Raw genomic sequence first — 15,975 nt, 5'->3', positions numbered from 1 at the left:
CATCCCGCCGGATGCACTGGAGGTGTTTCTCGAAGCCTTCGAAGGCCCGCTCGACCTGTTGCTGTACCTGATCCGCAAACAGAACATCAACATCCTCGACATCCCGGTAGCGGAAATCACCCGCCAGTACATGGGGTATGTCGAGTTGATGCAGTCGGTGCGCCTGGAGCTGGCGGCCGAGTACCTGGTGATGGCCGCGATGCTGGCCGAAATCAAATCGCGGATGCTGTTGCCGCGGGCCGAAACCATTGAAGACGAAGAAGACGACCCGCGCGCCGAGCTGATCCGCCGCTTGCAGGAATACGAGCGTTTCAAGGCGGCCGCCGAAGGTATCGATGGCCTGAGCCGTGTTGGACGTGACGTGGTGGTGCCCAAGCTTGATGCCCCGGAAGCCCGGGCGCGCAAGCTATTGCCGGACGTGCGTCTGTCGGAGTTGCTGTTGTCCATGGCCGAGGTCCTGCGCCGTGGTGACATGTTCGAAAGCCATCAGGTCAGCCGCGAGGCGCTGTCCACCCGCGAGCGCATGAGCGATGTGCTGGAACGGCTCAAGGGCGGCGGTTTCGTGCCCTTTGTCGAGCTGTTCACCGCTGAAGAAGGACGACTCGGGGTGGTGGTGACCTTTATGGCGATCCTCGAACTGGTCAAGGAATCCTTGGTCGAGCTGGTGCAGAATGAGCCGTTCGCAGCGATCCACGTGCGGGCCCGAGCCGAATAACGAGTTGAATCATGAACCTGACTGAACCCCGCGAGCTGGCGCCACTGCTTGAAGCCTTTCTGTTGGCCTCGGGAAAACCGCAATCGCTTGAACGCCTGTTCGAGCTGTTCGAAGAAGGCGAGCGGCCGGAGCCGGCGGTCTTCAAGAAAGCGCTGACGATATTGGCCAAGTCCTGCGATGGCCGCGCCTTCGAGCTGAAGGAAGTGGCTTCGGGCTACCGCCTGCAAATCCGCGAAAAGTTTTCGCCGTGGGTCGGGCGTTTGTGGGAAGAGCGGCCGCAGCGTTATTCCCGCGCCATGCTCGAAACCATTGCGCTGATCGCCTATCGCCAGCCGATCACCCGGGGCGAGATCGAAGACGTGCGGGGCGTGGCGGTCAACAGTCAGATCGTCAAGACGCTGATGGAGCGTGAGTGGATCCGCATCGTTGGCCACCGCGATGTGCCCGGCAAACCGGCGATGTTCGCGACCACCAAGGCGTTTCTCGATCACTTCAACCTGAAAAACCTCGACGATCTGCCGCCGCTGGCCGAACTGCGCGAGCTGGAGCCGGACCCGGTGCTCGATTTTGACGACGCCCCCGTGCCTGCCAGCCTGCAGGCATTGGCGGACGCCAGCGCCGAGCCGGAAGAGCCGAAGGAAGAAACCAGTTTCCACACGTTGTTGCTGGAGCTGGACACCATGGAAGAGGGGCTCAAGACTGATTTCGATGATTTGTTGCGCGATGGCGAAGTGACCGCGGTTGAGCCGGAAATCGACACTGAACTTCAGACAGAGCCCGAAGCCACAGTCGAAGAGGAGCAGGAGCCAGAGCTTGAAGACGACGTGCTGGGCGTCGCCGAAGCTCGCGAAAAACTCCTGGCTGCCGTCGCAGCCCTCGAACAACCGAAACCCGAGCCCGAGCCCGAGTTGAGCGACGAAGAAGCCGAAGCCCGGGCGCTCGCCGAAGCGATCGAGGCCGAACGCCGCGAGTTCGACGACTGATCCCATTTTTGTGAACACTGATATCCCCTGTGGGAGCGAGCCTGCTCGCGATAACGGTGTGTCAGGCAATAGTGATGTCGACTGGTACTCCCTCATCGCGAGCAGGCTCGCTCCCACAGTGGGTATTGTGTTGTTTGGGCGCCACCGGTCGGCGGAAAAGCAGGTAACTCTGCGTTCATCAGCTAGTCTCTGATGCGAAATCGCGCACATGAGCGTATGATTCGCGACCCTTTGGCGATCCCTTCGCCCAAGCGAACAGTTTTACATCGCTTCAGGCAAAAGCCTGAACAGACCACACCGGGAGGTGCCCAGATGAGTATCAACGACCAGAAAGACGACCAGGAAATCGGCCCAGCAGGCGAAAAACTGCAGAAAGTCCTCGCCCGTATTGGCGTCGGCTCGCGCCGTGACGTAGAAGCCTGGATCAGCCACGGCCGCATCAAGGTCAACGGCAAAGACGCCACGCTCGGTCAGCGTGTCGACATGCATGACGCCATCACCATTGATGGCAAGGTGATCAAGCGCGAAGAAGCCGCCGAGTCGGTACGCCGCGTGATCATGTACAACAAGCCCGACGGTGAAATCTGCACCCGTGTCGACCCGGAAGGCCGTCCGACCGTGTTCGACAAGATGCCGCGCCCGAAAGAAGGTCGCTGGATCAACATCGGCCGTCTGGACATCAACACTACCGGTCTGCTGATGTTCACCACCGACGGTGAGTTGGCCAACCGCCTGATGCACCCTTCCTACGAAATGGACCGTGAATACGCGGTACGTGTGCGTGGTGAAGTCGATGATGAAATGATCGAGCGTCTGAAAGCAGGCGTCGTCCTCGAAGATGGCCCGGCCAAGTTCACCGACATCAAGCAGGCGCCAGGCGGTGAAGGTTTCAACCACTGGTATCACTGCGTGGTGATGGAAGGTCGTAACCGCGAAGTTCGTCGCCTGTGGGAATCCCAGGGCCTGGTGGTCAGCCGTCTGAAGCGCGTGCGTTTCGGTCCGGTGTTCCTCAACTCCGACCTGCCGATGGGCCGCTGGCGCGAAATGAGCCAGTACGAAGTCGACATTCTGAGTGCCGAGGTTGGCCTGACGCCGGTCGCGATGCCGCAGATGAACGCCAAGAGCAAAGACAAGCTCGATCGTATGCAGCGTAAATCGTCGCGTCCGATGGGCAAGACCGAGCGCGTGCGCACGTTGCGTCCAGCGGCCGGTGCACAGCCGACTGTTGCTCCGCGTGATTCCCGTGAACCGCATATCGAAGGCGAGCGTCCAGCCCGTAAACCAGCAGCACCTCGTGCTGATGGCGAGCGCGGTCCACGCACGCCACGTCCGGCCAACGGTCGCACCGAGCGCGGCGAAGGCCGTGGTGCGCCAAGCGGCGGTCGCAGCGATCGCGGTGCTCCAGCGGGTCGTGGTGAGTCGGGTCGCGGTACGCCAGTGGCAGACCGTCCTTCCGACACCAAGCGCCCGGCCAAGCCAGCGCCGAAGAAACGCCCAGGCATCGTCCTGGTCGACAAGGACGCGCCATCGGGCAAGCGTCGCGGCGCGCCAGCCGGTTCGGGCCAGCGTCCGGGCTTTGGTCGTCGCAAGCCTGAGTAATCGGTAAGCGTCACATAAAAAACGCCATCCCTCGGGGTGGCGTTTTTTTTGTCTGGCTTTAAGTGTTGTGGTGAATGGTCGGGCGTCATCGCGAGCAGGCTCGCTCCCACAGTTGATCGCATTCCAATGTGGGAGCGAGCCTGCTCGCGAAGGCGCCAGTAGTGACACCGTCGTCAATGTGCAGTCGTCTGACTGACGAATCCGATCAGGAAAATATTCGTTACGGCATGTAAAGAAATCCTGACGAAATATCGCCTGAAACGCCTTGGGTTGACGTTCACGGAAGGGGTGTAAGGAAATCCTGCCGAAATCAATCTCCTCAACAATCTCCCAAGGCTCTGGCCCGCTTGTTTCGGCGGCGCCGTAAGGGTCAGATGCGCCACATGCCTGTCGTGCAGGTGCATAACAAGAAGGAGGCGCAATGTACGCCGTGACTCATCTCCATCTCCTATCGAGGGGCGATTTCTCGATTGCTCCCGTCACTGACCTGCAAAGGTCTGACTCAATTTTTGCAGCCACCCGAGATGCTCGGGGTGGACACAGGCAATCCCGGCAAACGACACGCTGATCAGGCGGGTCTGGTAGCAGGGGGTTACAGGTGTACAATGCGCCGCGTTTTAACTGTGACCTCCTGTGCATCAGCGCAAACCTCAAGGCTATCCGCCTTGTTCACTCCGCCACGCCACGAGTGTGTCGGGTTCGATTTCGTCACAGATAAAAACAAACAGGTGACGCATGACCGTTGTAAATACGCAGAACGTGAGACCCTTTTCATGAGTGGACAAACCTCGCAGTCAGGCGAGCTCAAACGCGGCCTGAAAAATCGCCACATTCAATTGATTGCCCTCGGTGGCGCGATCGGTACCGGCTTGTTCCTCGGCTCGGCCGGGGTGCTGAAATCCGCCGGCCCGTCGATGATCCTCGGCTACGCCATCTGCGGCTTCATTGCGTTCATGATCATGCGCCAGCTCGGCGAAATGATCGTTGAAGAGCCCGTTGCCGGTTCCTTCAGTCACTTCGCGCACAAATACTGGGGCGGTTTTGCCGGCTTCCTGTCGGGCTGGAACTGCTGGATCCTGTACATCCTGGTGGGCATGTCGGAGCTGACCGCTGTCGGCAAATACATCCACTACTGGGCGCCGGACATCCCGACCTGGGTCTCGGCAGCCGGGTTCTTCGTGCTGATCAATCTGATCAACCTGGCCAACGTCAAAGTCTTTGGCGAGGCCGAGTTCTGGTTCGCGATCATCAAGGTCGTTGCCATCGTGGGCATGATTGCCCTGGGCAGCTACCTGCTGGTCAGCGGCAATGGCGGCCCGCAAGCGGCGGTCAGCAACCTGTGGTCCCACGGTGGGTTCTTCCCGAACGGCGTCAGCGGTCTGGTGATGGCCATGGCGATCATCATGTTCTCCTTCGGCGGCCTGGAAATGCTCGGTTTCACCGCTGCTGAAGCCGACAAGCCGAAAACCGTGATCCCGAAAGCCATCAACCAAGTGATCTACCGGATCCTGATTTTCTACATCGGCGCGCTGGTCATTCTGCTGTCGCTGACGCCATGGGACAGCCTGCTGGCGACCTTGAACGCGTCGGGTGATTCCTACAGCGGTAGCCCGTTCGTGCAAGTGTTCTCGATGCTCGGCAGCAACACCGCCGCGCACATCCTCAACTTCGTGGTGTTGACCGCGGCGTTGTCGGTGTACAACAGCGGCACCTACTGCAACAGCCGTATGCTGTTGGGCATGGCCGAGCAGGGCGATGCGCCGAAGGCCTTGTCGAAAATCGACAAGCGCGGCGTACCGGTGCGTTCGATCCTCGCCTCGGCGGCGGTGACGCTGATCGCGGTGCTGTTGAACTACCTGATCCCGCAAAACGCGCTGGAACTGTTGATGTCGCTGGTGGTTGCGACCCTGGTCATCAACTGGGCGATGATCAGCTTCTCGCACTTCAAGTTCCGTCAGCACATGAACAAGACCAAACAAACACCGCTGTTCAAGGCCCTGTGGTACCCGTACGGGAACTACGTCTGCCTGGCGTTCGTGGTGTTCATCCTGGGCGTGATGCTGCTGATTCCGGGTATCCAGATCTCGGTGTACGCGATTCCGGTGTGGGTCGTGTTCATGTGGGTCTGCTACGGCATCAAAAACAAACGCAGCGCCCAGCACGCACTGCACGCAGCAGGCTCCAGCGCGAAGTAAGCGCAGAGCGCAGAAACAACAAACCCGGCCAATGTGCCGGGTTTTTTGTTCTTGTTGCGTTAACTTTAGTTTGCGCTGTAATCCCGTTCCTACATAAGTATTCAATTTTTACTACAGTGATTTCGGAAATTTTTAAAAAGTTGGCTGATGCTCGTTGATTCAGAAGCGGCCTACACCATGGTTAATACTTTTTTTGCGATAGTCTGGCGCTTTGAATACATCAAGGATTAGCGCTTATGGCCAGTCACAGTTACATGAGTATTACCGGTAAGCGACAAGGGCATATTTCTGTCGGCTGCTCAGGCCAAAGCTCACTGGGTAACAAGTGCCAGTTCGCGCATCAGGACGAAATCATGGTGCTGGCTTATTCGCACGATATGGTCACCGGTAATGATGGCAGCATTGCAGGTGGCCGCGGCCAGCACAGGCCAATCATGATTACCAAGGCTATCGATAAGTCATCGCCTCTATTGGCAAGTGCACTGCATGAACGTGAAGAGGTCGAGTGCATTATCAATCTCTATCGCACCGCCTCGGCTGGGGGGCAGGAGCGATATTATTCAATACATCTCACCGGTGCGCGAATTGCGCATATCAGTCAGCAAGTTCCCCACGCTATTCGTATGAACGATGCAGAACCGCAAGAGCTGGTGTCCATTCGTTATAGAGAGATTGCCTGGGCGCACGTTCCTGGTGCGACAAGTGCTTATAGTACTTGGGGGAATGAGGATGAATGAAGACTCCTGTGATATTCATGATGTGACGAAAGCGGCCTCTGACTTGGTGGCGGTTGGATGCAGCATTGGTTTGACTCATTTTTCTGATGGGATTACGCGGCTTCGCTTCGGTTCAATGATTTCATCTTATGCTAATGAGGTGATTCAGGCGGTTGATGAGGGGCTCATCAGCGCGTGGCAAGGACTTCAGGAGTTAAGAGCAGAACACGAAGAGTTATTGTCGAAGGCGCTTTTTTATACTCAAAACGGTATCGGTGTTTTGGCAGGAGGGATGCAAATTGAAGTCGGCATCGCGATTACGGGTGCGTCGTGGGGGATCGGGGTCGTGCCAGGTGCGCTTCTAATCGGTCATGGGACAAATAATATCGTCGAAGGGGTGGCGAATATTTATAACGGTCCCGATGCACCTAGTGTTCAAGGTCCCGTTAGGCGCGGCTATCAAGCTCTTTTTAGAGATAGTTATAACGGTAACATGGCGTATTATTCGACCGATTTGCTTTTGTCTGGCTATGGCATGTTTAGGACGGTACGCAAGCCTGGTTCATCGCAGCTTTTTAGGTATGATCCTATAAGTAATGTGCCGGCTTATCAGCAGTCGGGCACTCTAGCTTTGGTTTTTGAGGGTTTGGTTGATTCTATAACTTTAAATTCAATGCTTAAGGAGGAACCGTCGATGGCGCGTGGCAATTGATACCGTGCGGCATAATGATGTTATGCAGTTCCTCGTAGTTTTGGAATGTAGAAGCGCAAGCCAAATAATGCAATAGGTATATACGTTGCTATGTAGGTAATGTTTAAGGCTTGCCCCTCTAGCGGTACTGCTTCGGTTATTACCCAGACAACTGCTCCCATAATAGGAATTGAACAGCCTAAAACCAAGCAGGTCACTGCCAAATGGTATCGAATGTTTTCAAATGACATAAAATTATAGATCTCGTTGGTGTGGGGTCTGAGATTAATATAGCCATTCAAAACAAAGCAACTCCCCATTTGCAAATGCGAAAACGCTGTAAGAAAAGTCTGGCATGACTTTTTGACCTCACCTGCTCCAGTGAGTACCTGCTATTCAGACCAATATTCGCGGTATCCTGACCACCCTGAACCCGGACGCTTTTCCATGCTGGTGATTTCCAACAACGTGCATCTGCCGGATGCCGAGATCGAGTTGACGGCCATCCGCGCCCAGGGCGCCGGCGGGCAGAACGTCAACAAGGTTTCCAGCGCTGTGCACCTGCGCTTCGACATTCCGGCCTCGTCCTTGCCCGAGTTCTACAAGGAGCGGCTGCTGGCGCTGCGCGACAGTCGCATCACCAGCGAAGGCGTGTTGATCATCAAGGCCCAGCAATACCGCACACAGGAGGCCAATCGCGCGGATGCGCTGGAGCGCTTGACCGAGCTGATCCTCAGCGCGACCAAGGTCGAGAAGAAGCGCCGCCCGACCAAACCGACGCTGGGTTCAAAAAAACGTCGGCTTGAATCGAAGACCAAGCGCGGCAGCATCAAGGCCGGGCGTGGCAAGGTCGACTTTTAACGCGACTCGCGCGCTTCCCGTTGCTTCGGCGCTTGCCGGTACAAGTAAACGCTCAATGCCAAACCGCTCAGCGCGGCTATCGCGGCGAACAGGAAGATCGAAGCAAAACCAAACCCGGCCGCAATGGCCCCCGCCAGCGGCCCGGTAATCCCCAGCGACAAATCAATGAACAGCGAATAAGCCCCGACGGCCGCGCCACGGCTGGAGGCGGGCACCAGGTTGACCGCTTCCACGCCCAGCGCCGGAAAGACCAGCGAAAAACCGAAACCGGTCAGCGCCGCACCGGCCAGTGCCCAATGGGCATCCGGCGCCAGCCACAGCAGCAACAACCCCAGGGTTTCTACGGACAGGCAGGCAATCGCCACGCGGAACCCGCCGAGGCGGTTGATCAGGTTGCCAAACAGTAGGCGCGCGCCGATGAAGCTGGCACCGAACAAGCTCAAGCACAACACCGCGTTGTCCCAGTGTTGCGTGGCGTAATACAAAGTGATGAAGGTGGCGATGGTGCCAAAACCGATGGAGCCCAGCGCCAAGCCGCAGCCATGTGGCAACACGCGTCCCAGCACATGCATGAACGGCAAACGCTCACCGACCACAATCGGTGCGGCGGTTTTTGGCCAGGCCAGTGCCAGGCCCAGAACGGCCAGCAGCACAATGCTCACGCCCATGCTCCACAATCCCAACTGATGGACCAGCAGCACGCCCAGCGGCGCGCCGACGGCCAGTGCGCCGTAACTGGCGATGCCGTTCCAGGAAATCACCTTGGCGGTGTTTGCCGCACCGACCCGGCCGATGCCCCAGCCAATCGATCCCGAGCCGACCAGACTTTCCGCGCTACCCAGCACCAGGCGGCCAATCAGCAGGCTGATCAAGCTCAGCATTGGCAGACTTTGGGTCCAGGCTGAAATCAGCATGAACACACCGCTCAAGCCGCAACCGGCGAGGCCGTACATCACCGCCAGTTTGCTGCCCTTGTTGTCGATTATTTTGCCGGCATAAGGTCGGCTGAGTAGGGTGGCCAGGTATTGCACGCTGATCACCAGTCCGGCGATGACTGCGCCGAAACCGAGGTCACTGTGGACGTAGCCGGGCAATACGGCCAGGGGAATGCCGATATTCAGGTAGCCGATGAAGGTAAACAGAACGATGGAAACGACTTGCAGCGTGACCGCCAGGGGGCGCTGGTTTTCAGACATGGGTAAAGGTCCACGGGAAAGCAGGATAGATAGGCTGCTTATGATAGCGGTGCGAGCGGCTGCGGGTCGTGGAAAAAGTAAAACTATTTGCCGGGCGGCGTGAGTCAGGGTTTGGCGGGGGCAACCAATTGTGTTGTGACCAGGGCGGCCAGGGCGTTTTCTTCAGTGCCAAAACGGGCGAGCAAGGCGGCTTGTTTCTCGGGGGACAGGTGATTCCAGATCTCGATCATCTTCTCGGCGGTGCCGATCAGGACGCTGGCTTGGGTTTCTGAGAAGTCATCGGTCATGGTGCGGGGCTCAAGGTTCAGGCGGTGTGGAAAGCGCATGTTAGCGCTTTCCACACGGTCTGGCATTGCAGGTGTTTCAGTCTTCGCTGTCGGCCTGGCGGCGTTCAGTAGCTTCTTTCAGTTCGGGCTGTTGGGCGCCGGCTTGTTGCGTGGTTGTCTGCTCAGTTTCGTGCAGGCTTGGGAAGGGGAGATTAGGAATCTCGTGCATATTTCGCGCTCCTCGCAAAGTCTGTTGATAGATCTGGTAGATCCGCGCTTATACAAAGCCTGGGCAGGATACAGCAGTAAAAATGACTATCAGACTTTTATATCCATTTGTTTCGACGGATGGGGTTGTCTAGACAGGTCTGCAGGTGGGAACACTGCAAAACAAATGTGGGAGCGAGCCTGCTCGCGAAAGAGGTGGCACATCCGACATCAATGTGACGGATAGACCGCTTTCGCGAGCAGGCTCGCTCCTACAGGGGGATTATTTGCAGACTTCAGCAATGGCTTCAGCCAGCAAATCCAGACGCGTCGCATCAATCCCCGCCACGTTGGCCCGGCCGGAGTTGACCATGTACACGCTGTGATGATCACGCAGCTGTTTAACCTGTTCAGCCGTCAAGCCGGTGTAGGAGAACATCCCGCGTTGTACGCCAATGTGCGCAAAACGCTCGCGCAAACCATAGGGTTCCAGCGCTTCGACCAGACCGCTACGCAACTGGGCGATACGCAAACGCATGGCTTCCACTTCGTCGGCCCAGAGGCTTTTCAGCTCTGGATCGCCAAGAATGGTCGCCACTACGGCTGCACCGTGATCCGGCGGCGTCGACCACAGATTACGGGCGATGTTGGCCAGTTGGCTGCGGATGTCCACGAGCTTGTCAGCGGTTTTTGCGCAGACAATCAGCGCTCCGGTGCGGTCGCGGTACAACCCGAAGTTCTTCGAGCACGAACTGGTGATCAGCACTTCCGGCAACGCGTCAGCGAACAACCGGGTCGACCAGGCATCCTGCTCCAGTCCATCGCCGAAGCCTTGGTAGGCGAAGTCGATCAACGGCAACAGATCACGACTGCGCACCACGTCCAGCACACGGCGCCAGTCGTCATGGGAAAGATCGAAACCGGTCGGGTTGTGGCAGCAGGCGTGCAGCAACACGACGTCGCCCTTCGGCGCTTCACTCAGTATCGCGAGCATGGCGTCGACGTCGAGGCGGTTGTCGCTGCCAACGTACGGGTAATGGCTGACCTTGACCCCGGCCGCCGCGAAAATGGTTTCGTGGATCGGCCAGGTCGGATTGCTCAACCACACGCCACGGCCCGGCAGGCACTGGGCGATGAAATCGGCGCTCAAGCGCAATGCACCGGTGCCGCCCGGGGTCTGGGTCGCCCCAGCGCGTTGCCCGGCGATCAGCGCGGAGTCCGCACCGAGCACCAGCTCGCTGATGGCTTTGCCGAACGCCGGTTCACCGTGACCACCGATGTAGGTTTTGGTGGTTTGACGATCCACCAGACGCTGCTCGGCAAGCTTCACCGATTGCGGAATTGGCGTCAGGCCCTGGGCGTCTTTATAGACACCCACGCCGAGGTCGAATTTGCGCGGGTTCGGGTCCTGCGCATAGGCTTCCATCAAACCGAGAATCGGATCGCCGGGGACTCGACCTATGGCGTCGAAATGCATTATTTGCGGCCCTCGGCGTCCTTGGCCACTTCATCAGTGCGCGCGGCCATGATGAAGTCGTTGCGGTGCAGGCCCTTGATGGAGTGGCTCCACCAGGTAACGGTGACTTTGCCCCACTCGGTCAGCAGGCCTGGGTGGTGACCTTCAGCCTCGGAGATTTCACCGACGGCGTTGGTGAACGCCAGGGCGTGTTTGAAGTTTTTGAACAGGAACTGTTTTTCCAACTGCATCACGCTGTCGCGGACTTCGATGTTCCAGTCCGGGATCTGCTTGATCAGTACCGGCAATTCTTCGTCGCTGACCTGAGGGGCATCGGCGCGGCAGGCTTCGCAGTGGGCTTGGTTCAATGTGGACATGATGAATTCCTGAAATCGAATTATTGGAAATCGGCCGTCAGTGTCACCACGCTAAACCAAAGCGTCGGTTCCTGACAGGCTCACTTGATTCTAAAAGCAGCGGATCACGCAGCCTTTGGCGGAAATTTTGGTGTGTGCAAGCCCAGCTGCATACCTTGTTTGACCATGCTCATGATGTCTTCATGAGCCACATCAAACAGACGCTTGAGGTTCGGCAAGACAAAGTACAGCGGTTGCAGGATGTCGATGCGATACGGCGTGCGCATGCATTCCAGCGGATCGAAGGTCTGATGGTCAGGTTCGTTCGACAGGCAGTAAACGGTTTCTTTTGGAGAGGAAAGAATGCCGCCGCCGTAAATGCGCAGGCCTTCAGCTGTATCGACCAGACCGAACTCGATGGTCATCCAGTACAGGCGAGCCAGGTACACGCGTTCTTCCTTGGTCGCTTGCAGGCCAAGTTTGCCGTAGGTGTGGGTGAATTCAGCAAACCAGGGGTTGGTCAGCAGCGGACAGTGGCCAAAAATCTCGTGGAAAATGTCTGGCTCTTGCAGGTAATCCAACTCTTCGCGGGTACGAATAAACGTCGCCACCGGAAACTGCTTATTGGCCAACAATTCGAAAAAAGTCTGGAAGGGGATCAGCGCCGGAACTCGGGCCACTTGCCAGCCGGTGGTTTCACCAAGGACTTTGTTGATTTCACCGAGTTGCGGAATGCGGTCGTGGGGCAGACCGAGTTTTTCGATACCGTCCAGGTATTCCTGGCACGCACGACCCTCGATCACTTTCAATTGACGAGTGATCAGCGTGTTCCACACCGCGTGTTCTTCAGCGGGGTAGTCGATAAAACCTTGCGCATCGGGCTCGCGAGCCACGTATTGCGTCTGCTTCATGCTGCTCTCCTGCTAGGGGATTCGTTCTTGTTATGTACTGCTATTGACCTAGAAATACCCCAAGGAGTGCGGCGTTGCAGCAGGCGTTCTGCTCTTTGCGTAGGAATATTCGCCATTTTTCGTAAAGTATTCGTTACGGAATCACTGCAATGGCGCAGCTACTGAGATTTTCCGGTTTGAAAAGGCGTTGGGGTGTCACATAATCTTGACGACTACTTTGGCGCCAGCGCAGAAAAATTCTTGCGCGGGGCCTCGATTCCCCCTTTCTTTGGGCCTTTATATGCGTATCAAAGTCCACTGCCAGAACCGCATCGGTATCCTGCGCGACATTCTCAACTTGCTGGTGGAATACGGGATCAACGTCGCTCGTGGCGAGGTCGGCGGTGAGCATGGCAATGCGATCTACCTGCATTGCCCGAACCTGATCAACATTCAGTTCCAGGCCCTGCGTCCGAAATTCGAATCGATAGCCGGCGTATTCGGCGTCAAGCGTGTAGGGCTGATGCCCAGCGAGCGTCGGCACATGGAGCTCAATGCCTTGCTCGGTGCCCTGGAGTTTCCGGTGTTGTCGATCGACATGGGCGGCTCCATCGTCGCGGCGAATCGTGCGGCGGCGCAGTTGCTCGGGGTGCGGGTGGATGAAGTGCCGGGGATTCCGCTGTCGCGTTACGCCGAGGATTTTGATTTGCCGGAGTTGGTGCGGGCCAACAAATCGCGCATCAACGGGCTGCGGGTCAAGGTCAAGGGCGACGTGTTTCTGGCCGACATCGCGCCGTTGCAATCGGAGCATGACGACAGTGAAGCCATGGCCGGTGCGGTATTGACGTTGCACCGCGCTGACCGGGTGGGCGAGCGCATCTATAACGTACGCAAACAGGAACTGCGCGGGTTCGACAGCATCTTCCAAAGCTCGAAAGTGATGGCAGCGGTAGTGCGCGAAGCACGCCGCATGGCGCCATTGGATGCGCCGCTGTTGATAGAAGGCGAAACCGGCACTGGTAAAGAGTTGCTGGCACGCGCCTGTCACCTGGCTAGCCCGCGCGGGCAATCTCCATTAATGGCGCTCAATTGCGCCGGTTTGCCGGAGTCGATGGCCGAGACTGAATTGTTCGGTTACGGCCCCGGCGCCTTCGAAGGCGCGCGTGCAGAAGGCAAGCTTGGGCTGCTGGAGCTGACGGCGGGCGGTACGCTGTTTCTCGATGGCGTGGGGGAAATGAGCCCGCGCTTGCAGGTGAAATTGCTGCGTTTCCTGCAGGACGGTTGCTTCCGGCGTGTGGGCAGCGATGAAGAAGTTTATCTGGATGTGCGGGTGATCTGCGCGACTCAGGTGGATTTGTCTGAGCTGTGCGCGCGGGGCGAGTTTCGCCAGGATCTGTATCACCGTTTGAACGTGCTTTCGCTGCACATTCCGCCACTGCGTGAATGCCTCGATGGTTTGACGCCGCTGGTGGAGCACTTCCTCGACCAAGCCAGCCGGCAGATCGGTTGCCCGTTGCCGAAACTGGCGCCGGCAGCGATGGAGCGGCTCAGTCATTACCACTGGCCGGGCAATGTCCGGCAATTGGAAAACGTGTTGTTCCAGGCGGTTTCGTTGTGTGAGGGCGGGACGGTCAAGGCCGAGCATATTCGCCTGCCGGATTACGGTGTGCGTCAGCCGCTTGGCGATTTTTCGCTTGAAGGCGGGCTTGACGAGATTGTCGGTCGTTTCGAGAAGGCTGTGTTGGAGAGGCTGTATTCCGAGCATCCGAGCAGTCGGCAACTGGGCAAGCGGTTGGGGGTTTCGCATACGACCATTGCCAACAAGTTGCGTGAGTACGACGTCGGCAAAGAACCGGGAAGCGCATAGACCCCTGTAGCAGCTGCCGAGCCTGCGAGGCTGCGTCCGGCGGCGAAGCCGTCGTGAGTTCAGGCACTGAGATCCTTCAGGTAAACCGCATACTTAGGGTTTACGACTGCTTCGCAGCCGAACGCAGCCTCGGCAGCTGCTACAGGGATCCCATTGAGTTCATGAGGTCAAGCGTTGCCACCCACCGGCATAACACCGCCGGTTTTTCGACTTTGACACAATCTCTCATTCCTCTCTGAAACCCCTCAAGTCCTTTGTTTGCCGGGCCTGGCGCCGCAAAAAAAAAGTTGGTCTGCAAATTGCTTGACGCTCAGCAGTACAGCGGTGGGCGGCAAACGTCCGGCATGCAGAGGAAAGAGCGTGGACAAGTACCTTTATGTGGCAATGACCGGCGCCAGCCAGAATGCACTGGCGCAGAAGGCTCATGCCAACAACCTGGCAAACATCTCCACCAACGGTTTTCAGAAGGACCTGGAACAGGCCCGTTCGATGCCGGTGTTTGGTGACAGCTTTCCGGCGCGTGCGTTTGCCATGACCGAGCGCCCGGCCACCGACTTCTCCCCTGGTTCGCTGGTTGAAACCGGTCGTGACCTCGATGTCGCGGTGCAAGTCAACGGCTGGATCGCCGTGCAGACCCCCGATGGCGCTGAAAGCTACGTGCGCACCGGTAGCCTGAACGTGGACGCCCTTGGCGTGCTGCGTGCCGGCAACGGTATGCCGGTGATGGGCAATGGCGGACCGATCGCCGTGCCGCCCGAGCAGCAAATCGAAGTGGGTGAGGACGGCACCATCAGCATCCGTGCGATGGGCGAAGGCCCGCGCGTGATGGCTGAAGTCGATCGCATCAAGTTGGTCAACCCTGACCTGAGGAACATGACCAAAGGCCTGGACGGTTCGATCCACACCAAGGACGGCAAGCCGGCGCAAGCCGATTCCGGCGTCAAACTGGTGTCCGGGTTCCTGGAATCGAGCAACGTCAACGCCGTGGAAGAAATGACCTCGGTGCTGGCGCTGGCCAAGCAGTTCGAGCTGCACATCAAGATGATGAACACCGCCAAAGACGATGACCAGGCCATGGCTCGGGTCTTGCAGATCAGCTAATTACCAGAACGTCGCGCCGTAAAACAGGCGCACGAGGAGAATCGAATGCTTCCGGCTCTATGGGTTGCCAAAACAGGTCTGTCCGCCCAGGACACTAACCTGACCACCATTTCCAACAACCTGGCTAACGTGTCGACCACGGGTTTCAAACGTGACCGCGCCGAGTTCCAGGACTTGCTCTATCAGATCAAACGCCAGCCAGGCGCCCAGTCGACCCAGGACAGCGAACTGCCGTCGGGCCTGCAAGTGGGTACCGGTGTGCGCATCGTCGGCACCCAGAAAAACTTCACCGCCGGCAGCCTGCAAACCACCGAGCAGCCGCTTGACTTGGCGGTCGACGGTCGCGGTTTCTTCCAGATCCTGCAGCCGGACGGCACCACGTCCTACACCCGTGACGGTACGTTCCACCTCGATTCCAACGGGCAGGTCGTCAACGCCAGTGGCTTCGCCCTGGAGCCGGCCATCGTTATTCCCAACGAAGCACAGACCTTCACGGTCGGTCGCGATGGCACCGTGTCCATCACCGTTCCGGGTAACCCGGCCAGCCAGGTGATCGGCAACCTGCAAACCGCTGACTTCATCAACCCGGCCGGTCTGCAAGCCGTGGGTAACAACCTGTTCCTGGAAACCGCTGCCAGCGGCGCACCGCAAGTCGGTACACCGGGCCTGAACGGTTTCGGCACCACGCTGCAGAACACCCTGGAAACCTCCAACGTCAGCACCGTTGAGGAGATGGTCAACATGATCACCACTCAGCGCGCTTACGAGATGAACTCCAAAGTGATCTCTACCGCCGACCAGATGCTCTCGTTCGTAACGCAGAATCTGTAATCAAGTCTATGAGGCGGCCATGAGGTCGCCTGCAACACCGTGAGG

General features: G+C 58.0%; 16 protein-coding genes. 10 read left to right on the top strand and 6 right to left on the bottom strand.

What is annotated here, in order from left to right; all coding sequences use genetic code 11:
* Positions 1 to 16 precede the first annotated feature (16 nt).
* From AC1DWM_RS12490 to arfB, 7 genes are all read left to right on the top strand, one after another.
* Complete coding sequence (locus tag AC1DWM_RS12490; RefSeq protein WP_223519550.1) at positions 17 to 715, top strand: segregation and condensation protein A; 699 nt, start codon at positions 17 to 19, stop codon at positions 713 to 715.
* An 11-nt stretch (positions 716 to 726) separates the two neighbouring features.
* On the top strand, positions 727 to 1,698 hold the full coding sequence (scpB, locus tag AC1DWM_RS12485) for an SMC-Scp complex subunit ScpB (protein ID WP_223519544.1): 972 nt from the start codon (positions 727 to 729) through the stop codon (positions 1,696 to 1,698).
* Positions 1,699 to 2,010: 312 nt separating this feature from the next.
* A complete protein-coding gene (rluB, locus tag AC1DWM_RS12480) occupies positions 2,011 to 3,297 on the top strand; it encodes a 23S rRNA pseudouridine(2605) synthase RluB (protein ID WP_223519546.1) in 1,287 nt (428 codons plus the stop codon).
* 773 nt (positions 3,298 to 4,070) lie between these two features.
* A complete protein-coding gene (locus AC1DWM_RS12475) occupies positions 4,071 to 5,492 on the top strand; it encodes an amino acid permease (RefSeq protein WP_150781131.1) in 1,422 nt (473 codons plus the stop codon).
* Between the two features lie 236 nt (positions 5,493 to 5,728).
* Positions 5,729 to 6,229: an Hcp family type VI secretion system effector gene (locus tag AC1DWM_RS12470; RefSeq protein WP_477795294.1), complete on the top strand. Its 501-nt coding sequence runs from the start codon at positions 5,729 to 5,731 to the stop codon at positions 6,227 to 6,229.
* On the top strand, positions 6,222 to 6,920 hold the full coding sequence (locus AC1DWM_RS12465) for a DUF4225 domain-containing protein (RefSeq protein ID WP_477795293.1): 699 nt from the start codon (positions 6,222 to 6,224) through the stop codon (positions 6,918 to 6,920). The genes AC1DWM_RS12470 and AC1DWM_RS12465 overlap by 8 nt, the downstream gene beginning before the upstream one ends.
* Before the next feature lie 426 nt (positions 6,921 to 7,346).
* The gene (gene arfB, locus AC1DWM_RS12460) at positions 7,347 to 7,760 is read left to right on the top strand and encodes an alternative ribosome rescue aminoacyl-tRNA hydrolase ArfB (RefSeq protein WP_008010994.1); all 414 of its coding nucleotides are present in this window, start codon (positions 7,347 to 7,349) and stop codon (positions 7,758 to 7,760) included.
* Here arfB and AC1DWM_RS12455 read toward each other — a convergent pair.
* The 6 genes from AC1DWM_RS12455 to phhA all read right to left on the bottom strand — a co-directional run bounded on the left by AC1DWM_RS12455 (position 7,757) and on the right by phhA (position 12,152).
* On the bottom strand, positions 7,757 to 8,956 hold the full coding sequence (locus AC1DWM_RS12455; RefSeq protein ID WP_223521789.1) for an MFS transporter: 1,200 nt from the start codon (positions 8,954 to 8,956) through the stop codon (positions 7,757 to 7,759). The genes arfB and AC1DWM_RS12455 overlap by 4 nt on opposite strands.
* A gap of 104 nt (positions 8,957 to 9,060) precedes the next feature.
* Positions 9,061 to 9,243, bottom strand: a complete 183-nt coding sequence (locus AC1DWM_RS12450) for a hypothetical protein (RefSeq protein WP_223521794.1) — start codon at positions 9,241 to 9,243, stop codon at positions 9,061 to 9,063.
* Between the two features lie 76 nt (positions 9,244 to 9,319).
* A complete protein-coding gene (locus AC1DWM_RS12445) occupies positions 9,320 to 9,451 on the bottom strand; it encodes a hypothetical protein (protein WP_263288442.1) in 132 nt (43 codons plus the stop codon).
* A gap of 261 nt (positions 9,452 to 9,712) precedes the next feature.
* Positions 9,713 to 10,906, bottom strand: coding sequence for an amino acid aminotransferase (locus AC1DWM_RS12440; protein WP_263288278.1), 1,194 nt, complete (start codon positions 10,904 to 10,906; stop codon positions 9,713 to 9,715).
* On the bottom strand, positions 10,906 to 11,262 hold the full coding sequence (locus AC1DWM_RS12435) for a 4a-hydroxytetrahydrobiopterin dehydratase (RefSeq protein WP_223517021.1): 357 nt from the start codon (positions 11,260 to 11,262) through the stop codon (positions 10,906 to 10,908). Before AC1DWM_RS12435 ends, AC1DWM_RS12440 begins: the two co-directional genes overlap by 1 nt.
* 104 nt (positions 11,263 to 11,366) lie before the next feature.
* A complete protein-coding gene (gene phhA, locus AC1DWM_RS12430) occupies positions 11,367 to 12,152 on the bottom strand; it encodes a phenylalanine 4-monooxygenase (RefSeq protein WP_223517023.1) in 786 nt (261 codons plus the stop codon).
* A 280-nt stretch (positions 12,153 to 12,432) separates the two neighbouring features.
* Here phhA and AC1DWM_RS12425 point away from each other — a divergent pair, with 280 nt between their 5' ends.
* The 3 genes from AC1DWM_RS12425 to flgG all read left to right on the top strand — a co-directional run bounded on the left by AC1DWM_RS12425 (position 12,433) and on the right by flgG (position 15,930).
* Positions 12,433 to 13,998 carry a sigma-54-dependent transcriptional regulator gene (locus AC1DWM_RS12425; RefSeq protein WP_223517025.1) on the top strand — a complete coding sequence of 522 codons (1,566 nt, stop codon included), beginning with the start codon at positions 12,433 to 12,435 and terminating at the stop codon, positions 13,996 to 13,998.
* Between the two features lie 360 nt (positions 13,999 to 14,358).
* Positions 14,359 to 15,099 (top strand): flagellar basal body rod protein FlgF, encoded by a 741-nt coding sequence (locus AC1DWM_RS12420; RefSeq protein WP_477795292.1) that lies wholly within the window; start codon positions 14,359 to 14,361, stop codon positions 15,097 to 15,099.
* A 45-nt stretch (positions 15,100 to 15,144) separates the two neighbouring features.
* Positions 15,145 to 15,930, top strand: a complete 786-nt coding sequence (flgG, locus tag AC1DWM_RS12415; protein WP_223517029.1) for a flagellar basal-body rod protein FlgG — start codon at positions 15,145 to 15,147, stop codon at positions 15,928 to 15,930.
* Positions 15,931 to 15,975 lie beyond the last annotated feature (45 nt).

This window comes from Pseudomonas sp. P4_C8 (assembly GCF_056401975.1).
The sequence above is the reverse complement of the archived record's forward strand: the minus strand, read 5'-3'. Positions and strand labels throughout refer to the sequence as shown.